Raw genomic sequence first — 14,592 nt, 5'->3', positions numbered from 1 at the left:
CCCTGCAACTCGTTGTCGCGTCAAGATTTCCGCGGCCCGGACAGGGGCGTATCGCGATCGCGCTCCGTCTTCCGGTACTCACATATGACGAGGGAACAGCCAACCAGTTCCCAATGACGAGTGCAATGGGGTGCTTCAGCCCAGGCGATCCCAGGTTGCAGCCATGTCGTCCCAGCGCGGCGGGTCGGCGCCCTCGCGGGTGCAGGTGACGGCCGCACACGCCCCGGCAAAGGCGAGCACCTTGCGCAATTCGCTCTGGCTCAATCCCCTCAGGGCCTCCCGGCTGATGCGGCCGAGCTTGCGCAGCGCGAACAAGAGCCCCGCCTGGAATGTGTCGCCGGCCCCGATCGTATCGACCACCTCGACCTGGGGGACCGCGACCTCGACCGCGCCGGCTTGCGCATGCCAGCCGAGCGCCCCCTTGGGACCCCGCGTGACGACGACCAGGCCGGTGCCGCGCGCCAGCAGCGCGTCGGCCCGCGCAGCGTAATCGTCGTGGCCATGCAGATAGTTGAAATCGACATCCGACATCTTGATCAGGTCGGCGCTTGCGGCAAACCCATCCATGTCAGCGCGATAGCCGGCCTTATCAGTCACCAGATTCGGACGGCAGTTCGGGTCGAAGGAGATCGTCACCGCGCCCTGCGTGGCGGCGATCAGCGCACGGGTCTGCGCGGCGCCGAGATCGTGGATCAGCGTGGTCGATCCGACATGGACGGCATCAATGTCGGCAAAAGGGATGCTGCCCGGCCGGAACGTCCATTTCCGCGCGGCGGTCTCGGCGTCGTAGAAGGCATACTGCGCCTCGCTGCCGACATGGCGCACGAAGGCCAAGGTGGTCTGGTCCGAGCTGCGCGTGGCGTAGCCGAGATCGACGTCCGAGCCTTGCGCGTGCGACGCGATCATGGTGCCGAACAAGTCGGTCGAGATGCCGCCGACGAAACTCGTGGGCGCACCGAGCCGCGCCACGCCGACGGCGACGTTCAGGCACGAGCCGCCGACCACCGGTCTCAAGGCGTCACGTCCGTCGGCCAGTCGGGCGGGGACGAAATCGATCAACGCGTCGCCGCAGCTCAGGATCATCAGCGTGCCTCCCCATCAGCACCATGCATCACGGAACGGCTCTCGCGATCAAGCGCCCGCAGCATGCCATGGATGCGCCGCTTGCGGCGATGAAAGGCCGCGATGTCCGGATCGGTCGGATCGCTGAGGCGGCCGAGCGAGGACATCGACGCCATCGTTTCGCCGATCGAGCGAAAGCCGCCGCTCGCCACCGCGCCGAGCATGGCCGCGCCGAGCAACACGGGCTCCTGGGTGCCGGGCAAGGCCACCGTCAACCCCGTCGTGTCCGCCATGATCTGGCGCACCAGCGGACTGCGCGAGGCGCCGCCGGCCATCACCAGCGTTCGGCTGCTGACGCCGTTGGCGGCGAAGGCATCGATCACGTCGGCCAAGCCATAGGCGAGCCCGCACAATCCTGCGACGAACAGCCGCTCCATCGCTGAGATATCGGTAGCGAGATCGAGGCCGGCGATGACGGCGCGCGAGTCGGGATCGGCATAGGGCGAACGGTTGCCGAGAAACTCAGGGAGGATGTGGAGATCCCGCGCCAGCAGCGCAGCGGCGCCGGCATTCGGCACTCGCGCCATGATCCGCTTCTCCAGAAAGCTGATGACGTCGAGCCCTTCGGCACGCGCGGCGGCCGCGGCCTCGGCAGCCGCCGGGTGCGAGCGCAGCAGGTGATCGATCGCAGCCCCCGCAGCGGACTGGCCACCCTCGTTGAGCCAGAACTCCGGCACCATGCCCTGATAGTACGGTCCCCATACGCCCGGCACGAAGGACGGAGCGCGCGTCGTCGCCATGATGCAGGCCGAAGTCCCCATGATGTAGGCGAGGCGATCGCAGACATCGACCTCGCCGCGCTCAGCCGCGCGGCCGCCGATGGCGCCGATGCCGCCGGCATGAGCGTCGATCAGCGCCGCGCCGACCGGTGTGCCTGCAACCAGTCCGAGTTCTTCGGCCGCGTCCTGCGACAGCCCACGGCCGAGCGGCGTGCCAGGCGCAACGATCTCGGTGCCGATCCGCGCGTAATCTTCTGCGACGAAATCCTCCAGCCCGATGCGGCGAAAGTAGGCCGCGCTCCAGCGCGTCTCATGCGCGAGATAATTCCATTTGCAGGTGACGGTGCACATCGAGCGCGCCAAAGAGCCCGACGCACGCCAGGTCAGGAAGTCGGCGAGATCGAAGAAATGGCCGGCCGCATCGAAACTCTTGCGCAGGTGCCGCTTCAGCCACAGCAGCTTCGGCATCTCCATCTCCGGGGAGATCGAGCCGCCGACATAGCGCAGCACCTCGTCCGCGGTCGCATTGATGTCGCGCGCCTCCATCAGCGCGCGGTGGTCCATCCAGACGATGACGTTGCGGGCGGACTCGCCGGAGCTGCTGACGGTGACGGGAGCACCCGATGGGTCCAGCGCCACCAGCGAGCAGGTAGCGTCGAAGCCGATGCCCTTGATCAGCTCCGGCGCGACAGCCGCTTCCGCCAGCGCGGCTTTGACCGAGGCGCAGCAGGCACGCCAGATGTCGTCGGACGACTGCTCGACGACGTCGCCGGCCTCATGCCAAGTCTGGATCGGATGCCGCGCCGCGGCAAGCAGGCGGCCGTTACAGTCGAAAATCCCGGCGCGCGTGCTGGTTGTGCCGACATCGACACCGACAAAAGCCTGCCGCATGTTTCGCTCCCGTCAATTTTGACGCGAGCTTACCAGCAAGTGTAGCCGCCATCGACAACGACGACGCTGCCGGTCATCAAACTTGCCGCTTCCGAGGCCAGGAACAGGACGACCGACGCGATCTCCTCGACCTGCCCCATGCGGCCCATCGGGGTTCCGCCGATCCAGGCGTCGTACATGCGCGGATTGCTCTTCACGAAGGCATTCAGCGGCGTCTCGATATAGGTCGGTGCGACCGCGTTGACCCGGATGCCGCGCGCGCCCCATTCGGCCGCCAGCGACTTGGTCAGATGATGCACTGCGGCCTTGGAGGCGTTGTAGAAGCACTGCTCCTGCGGCTTGTTGACGATGAAACCGGACATCGAGCCGATATTGACGATGGTGCCGCTCTTCGCCGCCAGCATGTGCTTGCCGAAGGCGCGGCAGCACCAGAAGGTGCCGTTGAGGTTGACGTCGAGCACGTTGAGCCAGTGCTCGTCGGTGACGGTCTCGGCCGGCGTCTCGCTGCGCGCGATGCCGGCGTTGTTGACGAGAATGTCGACCTTGCCGTAGCGCGCGGCCAGATCGTCTGCGATCTCCGTGACCTGAGTCGAATTGGTGACATCCATCAGCGCGGTCTCGGTGTCCAGGCCCTTGGCCTTCATCGCCGCCTGCCCGTCCGCTGCCGCCTTGGCGTCGCGATCGGCGATCACCACCCGCGCGCCCGCCTCCGCCAGCGCCTCGACGCAGGCCAGGCCGATGCCCTGCCCGCCGCCGGTGATCAGAGCGGTCTTGCCGTTCAGTTTGAATTTTTCGAGATACATCGTCGTGGTCCGTTGTTGTCATTGACGCCCGGAGGGGACGTCACCTCTCATGCGAAGATCGAGTTGCCATTGGCATCGAAGCGGTAGATCCGGTTCGGCTCCGGCCGCAGCGTCACGGCGTCGCCGGCACTGAGGCGCTTTTCGCCGACGACGCGCACCGTGAGCGTGCCGAGCGCGCCCGCATCGACATAGAGGAAGGTGTCGCTGCCGAGATGCTCCGCAATCACGACCTTGCCGGGCCAGCCTTCGCCGCCCTCGTCGACGACCGCGACATGCTCGGGCCGCACGCCGATCGTGGTCGCATGGTGCTTGTCCGCTTCCGCGCCGGTGATCAGGTTCATCTTCGGCGAGCCGATGAAGCCGGCGACGAAAAGGTTGGCCGGCCGCTGGTACAGCTCGATCGGCGAGCCGTATTGCTCGATGCGGCCGGCATTGAGCACCACGATCTTGTCGGCCATCGTCATGGCCTCGACTTGGTCATGCGTCACGTAGATCGCCGTGGTGCCGAGCTGCTTCTGCAGCCGCGTCACCTCGAGCCGCATCTGCACCCGCAGCGCGGCATCGAGATTGGACAGCGGTTCGTCGAACAAGAACGCCTTGGGCTCGCGCACGATGGCGCGGCCGATCGCGACGCGCTGGCGCTGGCCGCCGGAGAGCTCGCGCGGCTTGCGGTCGAGATAGGGCGTGAGGTTCAAGGTCGCGGCGGCCGCCTCGACCTTCTGGTTGATCTCGGCCTTCGGCAGGCCGGCCATCTTGAGGCCGAATGCGATGTTGCCGCGCACGCTCATATGCGGATACAGCGCATAGGATTGGAACACCATCGACAGCCCGCGCTTGGCCGGCGGCACGTCGACGACATTGTTGCCGTCGATCAGGATGCGGCCGCCCGAGACGTCCTCCAGCCCCGCGATCAGCCGCAGCAGCGTGGTCTTGCCGCAGCCGGAGGGGCCGACGAACACCACGAATGCGCCGTCGGGAATGTCGAGATCGGCGCCCTTGATGATGTGGACCGGCCCGAACGATTTCTGCACACCTTCCAGCGTGATCCGTCCCATGTGATCCAGCCCTTTCGTTACTTCACTGCGCCGAAGGTCAGCCCGCGCACGAGCTGCTTCTGGCTGAACCAGCCGATGATCAGGATCGGCGCGATCGCGAGCGTGGACGCCGCCGACAACCGCGCCCAGAACAGGCCTTCCGGGCTCGAATAGGAGGCGATGAAGGTCGTCAGCGGCGCCGCATTCAGGGTCGACAGGTTCAAGGTCCAGAACGCCTCGTTCCAGGCCAGGATGAGATTGAGCAGCAGCGTCGAGGCGAGGCCGGGGATCGCCATCGGCGTCAGCACGTAGATCAGCTCGCGCCCGATCGTGGCGCCGTCCATCCGCGCCGCCTCGAGGATGTCCTTCGGGATCTCCTTGAAGTAGGTGAACAGCATCCAGATCACGATCGGCAGATTGCCGAGACACAGGATGAACACCAGCCCGCTGCGAGTATCGAGCAATCCCATGTTTTTGTAGATCAGGTAGATCGGCACGAGCACGCCGACCGGCGGCATCATCTTGGTCGAGAGCATCCAGAGCAGGATGTCCTTGGTGCGCTTCGTCGGCGCAAACGCCATCGACCACGCCGCGGGAATGGCGATCAGCATCGCGATCAAGGTCGAGCCGCCGGCGATGATCAGCGAGTTCAGCGCGTGGTGCAGATAGTCGCTGCGCTCCTGCACCGTGGCGTAGTTTTCGGTTGTCCAGTGGAAGAACAGGAACGACGGCGGCGTCGCGAACGCCTCCAGTTCGGTCTTGAAACTCGCCAGCACCATCCACAGGATGGGGAAGAAGATCACGAACCCGGCGAGCCATGCGGCCACGGTGGAGATTGCGACATGACGTCCGGTGACCTTGCGCGCCATGCTGTCACGCCTCCAGATTGCGGCCGACGATGCGGACTAGGAAGAAGGCGACGATGTTGGCGATGACCACGGCGACCAGGCCGCCTGCCGAGGCGGTGCCGACGTCGAATTGGATCAGCGCCTGCGAATAGACCAGGAAGGCGATGTTGGTGGTCTGCAGGCCCGGACCGCCGCCCGTCGTGACGAAGATCTCGGCGAAGACGGTGAGCAGGAAGATGGTCTCGATCAGGATCACCACCGTGATCGGGCGCGCCAGATGCGGCACGGTCAGATAGATGAAGCGCGACACCGCGCCGGCGCCGTCCATCTCGGCGGCCTCCTTCTGCTCCTCGTCGAGCGACTGTAGCGCGGTCAGCAGGATCAGGGTCGCGAATGGCAGCCACTGCCAGGCGACGATGAAGATGACCGCGAGCAGCGGCGCGTCGGTGAACCAGTCGATCGGCGTCATCCCCAGCGAGGTCGCGATCCAGGCGAACAGGCCGGACACCGGGTGCATCAGCAGGTTCTTCCACACCAGCGCGCTGACGGTCGGCATCACGAAGAACGGCGCGATCACCATCAGCCGGATGATGTTGCGGCCGATCACGGGCTGGTCGAGCAGCAGCGCCAGGGGAATGCCGAGGCCGATCGTCAGCAGCAGCACCGAGCCGACCAGCACCAGCGTGTTCTGCAGCGAGGCCAGGAAGGCGGGGTCGGTGAGGAAGTAGGTGAAATTCTCGAAGCCGACGAAGCTTTCGGAACCGGGATCGAGCAGGCTGTAATGCAGGGTCGAGAAGTAGACCGTCAGCGCCAGCGGCACGATCATCCACACGAACAGCAGGATGACCGCGGGCGACAGCAGCGCGCGGGCGAGGATTTGCGTCTGTCTGGTGGCCATGGTCATGGTCCTCGTTCACACAGTCAGCTGCAGCGGCATTGCGAGAGAAGCGACGTGTCCGCCGTAGCTCGAAGAGCGAAGGCGGAAGCAGTCCAGAATCATTGCGCGTGAAGATTCTGAATTGCTTCGTCGCCTTCGGCTCCTCGCAATGATGGTCAATGGCTAGCCGTAGGGTGGGCAAAGGCGCGGAGCGCCGTGCCCACCGTCTTCGCGGTTCGCGGCCCGACGGTGGGCACGCTTCGCTTTGCCCACCTTACGGGTCTCGCATGTCGCGTTCGAGCAGAGAAAAAATGCGGCCATCCCTGTGGGGAGGGATGGCCGCCAGTGATCAGCTCGGGAGGAGTTTTGGCTTCGAGCTGATGGACGTGGCGCGCCTATTTGATGTAGCCGGCGCGCTTCATCTCGCGTTCGGTGGATGATTGCGCCGCCGCGAGCGCCGCGTCGACCGTCATCGAGCCGGCCAGCGCAGCCGAGAACTGCTGTCCGACTGCGGTGCCGATGCCCTGGAATTCAGGGATGGCGGCGTATTGCACGCCGACATAAGGCACCGGCTTCACGGTCGGCTTGTTCGGATCGGCGGCATCGATCGAGGCCAGGGTCAGCTTGGCGAACGGCGCGACCTTCAGATACTCCTCATTCTTGTAGAGCGAGGTGCGCGTGCCCGGCGGCACGTTGGCCCAGCCGTCCTTGGAGGCGACGAGCTTGAGATAGTCCTTGCTGGTCGCCCAGGCGATGAACTTCTCCGCCGCCTCGACCTTCTGGGAGCCGGCAGGCACTGCGAGGCTCCACGCCCACAGCCAATTGGCGTTCTTGCCGAGGCCGGTGTTCGGCGCCAGCGCGAAGCCGACCTTGTCGGCGACCTTGGATTCCTTCGGGTTGGTCACGAACGAGGCCGCCACGGTGGCATCGATCCACATCGCGCATTTGCCGGAGTTGAACAGCGCCAGGTTCTCGTTGAAGCCATTCGAGCTGGCGCCGGGAGGGCCGGCCTCCTTCATCAGGTCGACATAGGTCGACAGCGTCTTCTTCCATTCCGGCGTGTTGAACTGCGGCTGCCATTTCTCGTCGAACCAGCGCGCGCCGAACGAGTTCGACATCGCGGTCAGGAACGCCATGTTCTCGCCCCAGCCGGCCTTGCCGCGCAGGCAGATGCCGAACACGCCGCCCTGCTTGTCGGTGAGCTTCTTGGCGGCATCAATGACGAAGTCCCAGGTCGGGCTCTCCGGCATCTTCAGCCCGGCCTTGTCGAACAGGTCGGTGCGATACATCACCATCGAGCTCTCGCCGTAGAACGGCGCCGCATAGAGCTTGCCGTCGACGGAGACCGCATCCTTGATCTTGGGCAGGATGTCGTTCGCGTCGTAGTCGGCGCCGAGCTTGTCGAGCGGCACCAGCCAATTCTTCTTGGCCCAGATCGGCACCTCGTAGGTGCCGATGGTCAGGATGTCGAACTGGCCGCCCTTGGTGGCGATGTCGGTGGTGACGCGCTGGCGCAGCACGTTCTCCTCCAGCGTCACCCATTTCACGGAGATGTCGGGATTGGCCTTGGTGAATTCGCTGGTCAGGCCCTGCATCCGGATCATGTCGCCGTTGTTGACGGTGGCGATGGTCAGGCTGGTCTCGGCCATGACGGGCGCGGTCAGGAGCGCAGCGCCTGCCAGCGCGCAAAGCATGCTCGTCCGAGTGAAGATGGTCTTCACGGTGTCCTCCCTCAATCCCGCGATGCGTGAACATATGCTCACGGGCTGAGCTGATGTTCACAACACCGGTCAGACTTTGTCAAGCATGCGTCGGCGCCCACAGGTTGTGCGGCGCGGCAAGAAAATGACCTTGGATTGAAAGAGCCGCGCCGTTGCCGCAGAGGTCAGCGGCGCAGGCCTTAGGCTGTCACGCCAGGACGGCGCGCGCCGTGGCCTCGTCGGTGATCAGGCCGTTGATCAGCCGCCCCTTGAGCGCAGCGCGGATCGCCGGGACCTTCGCCGGACCGAGCGCCGCCGCGATCGTCATCGCGCGCGCCGGCACCTCGGGTGGAATGCTGGTGAGCCTGCGGTTGGTGCCGCCGGCGATCACCTTGCCCTTGGCGTCATAGGCCCAGCCGGTGATCTCGCCGATGGCCCCTAGCCGCATCATCTCGGTGAGCTCGTCGCGGGTGACGAAGCCGTCGACATGCATCTGCGCCTTCTGGTCCATCTGGCCGATGCCGACCAGCTTGAGGTCGGCCTTGTCGGCCACCGCCTTGACCTTGGCGATGGCATCGAGCCGGACCATGCGGTCGCGCTCGTCCTCGGTGCCCATCAGGAACGGCAGCGGCATCGGATAATGCCGGGCACCGGTGCGGTCGGCGAGCCGGCCGACGGTGTCGAAGAAGCTCGCAGAGCCGTCGGCCAGGATGTTGCCGACCAGCGAGACGATCTGGTGCTCGGGCCGGTCGATCGGGGAGACGCGCTCGACCGCGGCCCGCACCGCGCGCCCCGTTCCGAGTGCGATGATGACCGGCGTCTCGGCCCGCAACGTCGTCTCCAGCAGGTTGGCGCAGCGTTCGGCGATTCCTGCAGACCCGGTGGGCGCAGCCGGGTCGGTCGGCACCACCTCGCAATGCACCAGCGCAAACCGCTCCTTGAGCTGGGCGGCGAGCGCCATGCAGGAGGCGATGGGGTGCTCGAGCCTGAAGGTGATCAGCCGCTCGGCGAGGCACAGCGACACCAGCCGCTGCGCCGAGGCGCGCGACACCTGCAGCATCCGCGCGATCTCGTCCTGGGTATGGCCGGCGATGAAATACAGCCAGCCGGCGCGGGCGGCGTCGTCGAGCCGTGATTTTTCGCTGTCGCCCGCCATGACGCCGAGCCGGCCTCCCTTTCAGAACATGTCTTCCCGGCCGAGCGCAGCCCGACGCTGATCGGCCTGCACTATGCCATGGCGCTCGCGGCGCCGGGAACCGAGGCGCGCCACCATCCCCAGGAGGAACGCGGCAGGGTCATCCAGACCAGATCATATGCTCTAATCGTGGGCAATAGCCCAATCTCGGCAGTTGCGCCCAGCGTCGCGGAACCTCGCTCGGCGCACGACGGCCGCGCATCCGTGAGGGATGCGGCGGCTCGGCCGGCCGCTTAGCTCGGAGGCATGGCCCTCCCCTCTCTCGTCCGCCCCCACCGCGCCGCTCCGGTGTTCGTCTGCCGCAAATGCCTGAAGCGCAGCGATGACCCCAAAGCATTGAGCAAGGCCTTGAAGAAGGCCATCAAGCACGCGCTGGAATCCCACGACAGCCTCGGCAACCGCGCAGGCGAGAAGCCCGCCCGCGTCATCGCGACGAGCTGCTTCGGCCTCTGTCCAAAGCGGGCGGTCGTGGTCACCGGCGGCGTCCACGCGGCACGCGGCGAATATGTGCTCGTCTCCGCAGCCGGGGATGTGCCCAGCGCCTTGGCGCTGCTGCGCGACGATCCAGACCGGCCGCGTTGAGTTCGTGATGGTGAACAAAACCTTGAGCCGGACGCTCGAGTCTCATCGGCGGTCTTGACACTTGCTTGGTGCGCCGCGGGCTTAGCTGGCGCATCACGTCATCAGCAAGCGCCGCCATGAGTCCCACCGCCACCATCGCAGTCTCCGGCATGCAAGCCGCCTCGCGCCGGCTCGAGGTGTCCGCCTCGAACGTCGCCAACGCCAGGAGCACAGGCGCGCTGCCCAATGCCGACGGCACGCTGCCGGCCGGCGCGCCGAAGGCCTACGACCCGCTCGAGCTGGTGCAGAGCGACGTCGCCGGCGGCGGCACGCAGACGACCATCACACGTTCGAGCTCGGGTACGTCCGCGAGCTACGATCCCACCGCGCCGTTCGCCAACAAGGATGGCCTCGTCGCCGCGCCCAATGTCGATCTCGCGCAGGAGATGATCAGCCAGCTCGTCGCCAAATACAGCTTTGCCGCGAACGCGAAAGTGCTGAAGGCGAGCGACGAGATGAGCCGCACCGTGATCGACATGAAGGTGTGAGCGCGACCCGTCTCCGGACAGGACCGCTCAGGCGATGGCTTCACCGAGTTCGGCCAGCAGGCGAGCGCCCAGGCGAACATGCGTCATCGCCTCCCTGATGCGCGGGAGACCGGAGCGTGTGACCTCCTCCAGCGAGCCGACCTGCCCACGCCGCCACTGCTCCAGCAGCGACGCATCGAGCCAGCCGAGGTCGCAGAACAGGTCGACGACGCTGACATGATGCTCCTCGGCCAGCAGCGCCTCGGCCGCCCTGGCGACCCGATCGGACAGCGGCTCGTTGTTCCTCCGGCTCATCACGACACCTGCAAGATCGTGCACGCTGACAAGGCGCGCATTATCCAACAGAGCCGGCCGCGATCAAGAGCGGCGCGACCGCGGCATCGGCCACGCCGTGACGCGACCCGATCCAACCGCGTGAGGAGATCTTCCTAGGCGCTTTTCGCGACCGCGCCCTGCCCCGTCCGCTCGCCGGTCACCTCGCCGGCCGGCTCCGGGCTCAGCCAGCGATAGATGAAGCCGCCGGCCGCGCCGCCGAGCAGCGGCGCCACCCAGAACAGCCAGAGCTGCGCCAGCGCCCAGCCGCCGACGAACAGCGCCGGCCCGGTGCTGCGCGCCGGGTTCACCGAGGTGTTGGTGACGTGGATGCTGATGAGGTGAATGAGCGTCAGCGCAAGCCCGATCGCCAGCGGCGCAAACCCGGCCGGCGCCTTGCCATGGGTCGCGCCCATGATGACGAACAGGAACATCATCGTCAGCACGACCTCGCTGAGCAGGCAGGCCCCGAGCCCATATTTGCCGGGCGAATGCTCCGCATAGCCATTGGCGGCAAAGCCGCTCGCCGTGCTGAAGTCCGGCGCGCCGCTGGCGATCGCATACAGCACGGCAGCAGCAACGATGGCGCCGACCACCTGCGCGATGATGTAGGGCACGATCAGCCCGGTCGGGAACCGCCCGCCGCAGGCCAGCCCCACGGTGACAGCCGGATTGAGATGACAGCCCGAGATGTGCCCGATGGCATAGGCCATGGTCACCACGGTGAGCCCGAACGCGAGCGACACGCCGAGCATGCCGATCCCGACATCCGGCACGCCGGCCGCGATCACCGCACTGCCGCAACCGCCGAACGTGAGCCAGAACGTCCCGATCGCCTCCGCCACGAGCTTGTTGTTGTTGCCGTTCATCATCGCCTCCCTGGGTGCGTGTGATTGGCTGGAGCCCGTCTCTCCCGTCAATGGAGAAGATGATCACTTCGGCAACCTGGAGTCAAAGTCCGATTTGTGGTCGCGCGTGGGATGCCTGTGACTTTGAGTCAGAAAGAGTCCGACCGTTCGTAGTTCGTAGGGCGGATTAGCGAAGCGTAATCCGCCAGCTTACGCTGCTTGCCAACAGCCGTCGGCGCTCATTCCTGGAGGAAGCTCGTTCCTTCCGTGAACCAGCTTGATCGGCGAGGGGTTGCTCATCGAGCTTGCGGCCGACGATCCAAGCCGACATCGATGATCCCGCATGGCGGGTTACGCTCCGCTAATCCGCCCTACGTGCTATCGATTTTGCCGACACGCCGGCGAGAGCATCGGCACGTTCGCCCACGGCCAATTGTGCCAGCGCCCATCTTCGCCGACGCAAGCGGAGGCTGTCGGGGGCGGGCTCGTTGTCGCATCCGAGGATGCGTCAAGCGCGGCAAACCGGTGGTCGACATAGGTCGTGGACAGGTACCCCGCGACGGTCACCACCAGGACGACCACAAATCCCTTGGCTGAGTCACTCCAGCGCATGTCATCACCTCCCTCGTTCGGCGTGCCAGGAACACATGGGGATACATTGACGCGCTATCGAGCAGCGGGCTGTGAGAAAGGTCACATCGACATCAAGCCGGCATGTCGGCTCCTGATCGGCCGGCTTGTTTGCGGGGGTGGGCCTCGGCGTGTCGGATGCCTCGGCGTCGCTGGCAAAGTTTAGTGCAGCGTCACCGTAACCCCGGGATTACTTTCTGAACAAGCCCCATTCGATTCGCGGAAGTCGCGGCGGCGATATGCCTTAGTGCTTTGGGCGGCGAGTTATCCACTTTCCCGTAAGATATGCGGATAGGTCAGGGTTAGAAAATTTTTCCCCTTGCCACGAATCAACAAATCAGTCCTATCACTCTTGCTTCCTTAAAACTGACTCCCCGGCTCTCCAAGAGTTTCAATGGAGAGCTATGCCGTGAGTCAGCCACCCAAATTCCAAATCAGGTTCTGGAAGATTGATGTCAGCGCCGAAGGGGCGCTCGGCATTTCAGCCGCCTGCTTCCTGGTCATATTTCTCGTTGCAGCTTACCGATGGTTTTAGAGCTGCTTGACGGCTAAAGCCGTTCGGTGGGTTACGGTGACGCTGCATTTTTTCTCCGACGGGCTCCTGCCGCCCTTACCCCATGCCGGACATGCCCATGGATGACCAAACGACCATGACTGGGCCAAGGAGCTGTGTCACATATCCGGGACCGCCATAGCGAAGGACCGGTTCAATGCCAACATCGAGTGCCTCAGAGTGGATCGAATGGCAGCGGCAGCTTGAACGACCGTGTGTGCCGATCAAGGTTGGTGGCTCCCTTTCACCAGATAGGAACCAGCTCGCCTCGGTCTTTGGCCGGGTCGATGTTTGCTTACCCGGGGAGCATTGGCCGACGTGGCGCGAAAAGCCGCTCTGACCCCTGTGCCAACTGAACCTGACGGAGGCTCCCTGGCGTCCGAACAGCCTCGCCGATATTGAACTCATTGCCTTGTTCATTTCGTTCCACTTCATGGAGGCCGAGCTTCCGTGGCTGCGAGATCCGGGTGAAGGAAAGGGAGCGAGTTGGTGCTTAAGGACGTATCCTTCTGTTGACGCGCTTGTCCCGCTCGTTGCGCCGTCACACGGCTCCACGATCCGTGACACCCAAGTTCTCTGGAGCAATGTCACACCCGACTCGCCGACGCACGATCTCCTGCCGCTCGACCTTCCAGACAATCTCCGCGACACTTATTATGAAATGAATTTCCCACGCATACATGCGACCAAATTGGGAGGTTGGCCCAGCTGCGTTCAGTCGGAGCCGTGGTGGTACCATCAGGACAGCGATGACGACTTCTCGTTTGCCATCCAAATCGATAGCGAAAGCGAGGTTGGCTGGATGTGGGGAGACAGCGGCACTGCGTATTTCGCCCGCAGCCAACGCGACCCACGGAAATGGGCATTCGACTGGCAGTGTTATTGAAAGTCCGATAGCGGACGAGCGGAAGTGCATATCGCCTTCTTGCATTCAGCTGCAATTGGCACGAAGCGATTGCCCGAACGCTCTAGGATTTCCCGAGCTGGTGATAGACCGGCTGTGCCATCGGAGCGGGCTCTCAGTCAGAGTTTAGATTGGGACTACGTTGACGCTGCACTTTTTTCCGCGCGTTTCTTGCGAGCGCCAAGCGGCGATGTTTCGTCGTGCTCGGGAAGCAGGTCGTCATCAATGGTGAGTTTGATGGCGGCCAACTCATGTGATCAACCGATGCGGCACGACAGCGGCGCAGGCCACAAATTCTGAATACCAGAATTTTTATTGACACCACCCCCAAATCAGTGATTTTATTCCCGCCATCCTGCTTCGCCGAGAGGGGCGTATCGCGATCGTCACGGCACGTGAGGCGGGGATGCGGTGGCCGCGGCTTCGTCAGGCGCTTTTGCGCGACGACTGATGAGTTGCGGACGGCGAAGTCGCGTGGTCCTGGCGCCCCGATGCTGGCGCCAAGGTCGCGGCGTTCATGACGAGCGCTGCGGGCGACGGGGGCAAGACAGCCGGTCCCCGGGGAGATCGCGTATAAGCCGTAAAGCCATCGCGCGGGGAAGGTCGGATGTTCGGCCGTACCTGTGGTTCTGCCGCGTGCTTTCTTGCTGCACGCGGACCGCGGGTGCGACCAGCACCCGGCCTTCCCCGCGCCCTCTCGTCTGACGAGGACGCCAACTGCAGCAGAGCTCGGGCCGACACGGCCGCGGGATCGCGGCGGCATGGCCGCGAGCAAGGCTGCGGCGAGCGCCAGGGCTGTTTGACAGGTTGATTGGGATCAGAGAGCGGGCAAACAGGGCTCAAACGCCCGGCTTCGCCAAGGGGCTTCGCCGGGCACGCTTCACCCTTCGGGCTATAGCGCGGCGGCGCCACGCGTAGCCCAACGGGCGAAGCGTGGTGCCCAGGGGCGGAAACAGACATTTAACTTATGTTGACCTTGCCCCTGGGGCTTAATCCAGTTTGAAGTTCGTTCTGGCCCCAACGAGGACCAGAGCATGAAGCGCAGCC

At 64.8% G+C, this 14,592-nt stretch carries 13 protein-coding genes; 3 read left to right on the top strand and 10 right to left on the bottom strand.

Annotation, left to right across the window (positions count from 1 at the left end; genetic code table 11):
• Positions 1-135 precede the first annotated feature (135 nt).
• The 8 genes from QW881_RS28880 to QW881_RS28845 form a co-directional block, all read right to left on the bottom strand.
• The gene (locus QW881_RS28880) at positions 136-1,083 is read right to left on the bottom strand and encodes a carbohydrate kinase (RefSeq protein WP_315758884.1); all 948 of its coding nucleotides are present in this window, start codon (positions 1,081-1,083) and stop codon (positions 136-138) included.
• Entirely contained in the window at positions 1,083-2,732 is a 1,650-nt protein-coding gene (locus tag QW881_RS28875; protein WP_315758885.1) for an FGGY-family carbohydrate kinase, read from the bottom strand. Before QW881_RS28875 ends, QW881_RS28880 begins: the two co-directional genes overlap by 1 nt.
• Positions 2,733-2,761: 29 nt before the next feature.
• Positions 2,762-3,535 carry an SDR family NAD(P)-dependent oxidoreductase gene (locus tag QW881_RS28870; protein WP_315758887.1) on the bottom strand — a complete coding sequence of 258 codons (774 nt, stop codon included), beginning with the start codon at positions 3,533-3,535 and terminating at the stop codon, positions 2,762-2,764.
• 47 nt (positions 3,536-3,582) lie between these two features.
• Entirely contained in the window at positions 3,583-4,590 is a 1,008-nt protein-coding gene (locus QW881_RS28865; protein ID WP_315758888.1) for an ABC transporter ATP-binding protein, read from the bottom strand.
• 17 nt (positions 4,591-4,607) lie between these two features.
• The gene (locus QW881_RS28860; RefSeq protein WP_315758889.1) at positions 4,608-5,438 is read right to left on the bottom strand and encodes a carbohydrate ABC transporter permease; all 831 of its coding nucleotides are present in this window, start codon (positions 5,436-5,438) and stop codon (positions 4,608-4,610) included.
• A 4-nt stretch (positions 5,439-5,442) separates the two neighbouring features.
• Complete coding sequence (locus tag QW881_RS28855; protein WP_315758890.1) at positions 5,443-6,315, bottom strand: sugar ABC transporter permease; 873 nt, start codon at positions 6,313-6,315, stop codon at positions 5,443-5,445.
• A 374-nt stretch (positions 6,316-6,689) separates the two neighbouring features.
• On the bottom strand, positions 6,690-7,988 hold the full coding sequence (locus tag QW881_RS28850) for a sugar ABC transporter substrate-binding protein (protein WP_315758900.1): 1,299 nt from the start codon (positions 7,986-7,988) through the stop codon (positions 6,690-6,692).
• A 214-nt stretch (positions 7,989-8,202) separates the two neighbouring features.
• A complete protein-coding gene (locus tag QW881_RS28845) occupies positions 8,203-9,150 on the bottom strand; it encodes a sugar-binding transcriptional regulator (RefSeq protein WP_315758891.1) in 948 nt (315 codons plus the stop codon).
• A 285-nt stretch (positions 9,151-9,435) separates the two neighbouring features.
• On the opposite strand from QW881_RS28845, the gene QW881_RS28840 reads away from it, so the two are divergent.
• Complete coding sequence (locus QW881_RS28840) at positions 9,436-9,771, top strand: hypothetical protein (protein WP_315758892.1); 336 nt, start codon at positions 9,436-9,438, stop codon at positions 9,769-9,771.
• A gap of 116 nt (positions 9,772-9,887) precedes the next feature.
• A complete protein-coding gene (locus QW881_RS28835; RefSeq protein WP_315716344.1) occupies positions 9,888-10,298 on the top strand; it encodes a flagellar basal body rod protein FlgC in 411 nt (136 codons plus the stop codon).
• 27 nt (positions 10,299-10,325) lie between these two features.
• Here the strand turns inward: QW881_RS28835 and QW881_RS28830 are convergent, their stop codons facing one another.
• Entirely contained in the window at positions 10,326-10,592 is a 267-nt protein-coding gene (locus tag QW881_RS28830; protein WP_315758894.1) for a hypothetical protein, read from the bottom strand.
• Between the two features lie 134 nt (positions 10,593-10,726).
• Entirely contained in the window at positions 10,727-11,479 is a 753-nt protein-coding gene (aqpZ, locus tag QW881_RS28825; protein WP_315758895.1) for an aquaporin Z, read from the bottom strand.
• Positions 11,480-13,074: 1,595 nt separating this feature from the next.
• Here aqpZ and QW881_RS32650 point away from each other — a divergent pair.
• The gene (locus tag QW881_RS32650) at positions 13,075-13,527 is read left to right on the top strand and encodes a DUF1963 domain-containing protein (protein WP_409999038.1); all 453 of its coding nucleotides are present in this window, start codon (positions 13,075-13,077) and stop codon (positions 13,525-13,527) included.
• The last annotated feature ends 1,065 nt before the right edge of the window (positions 13,528-14,592 follow it).

Origin of the sequence: Bradyrhizobium sp. SZCCHNS3016 (genome assembly GCF_032484535.1) — a bacterium.
Taxonomy (GTDB): domain Bacteria; phylum Pseudomonadota; class Alphaproteobacteria; order Rhizobiales; family Xanthobacteraceae; genus Bradyrhizobium.
The sequence above is the reverse complement of the archived record's forward strand: the minus strand, read 5'-3'. Positions and strand labels throughout refer to the sequence as shown.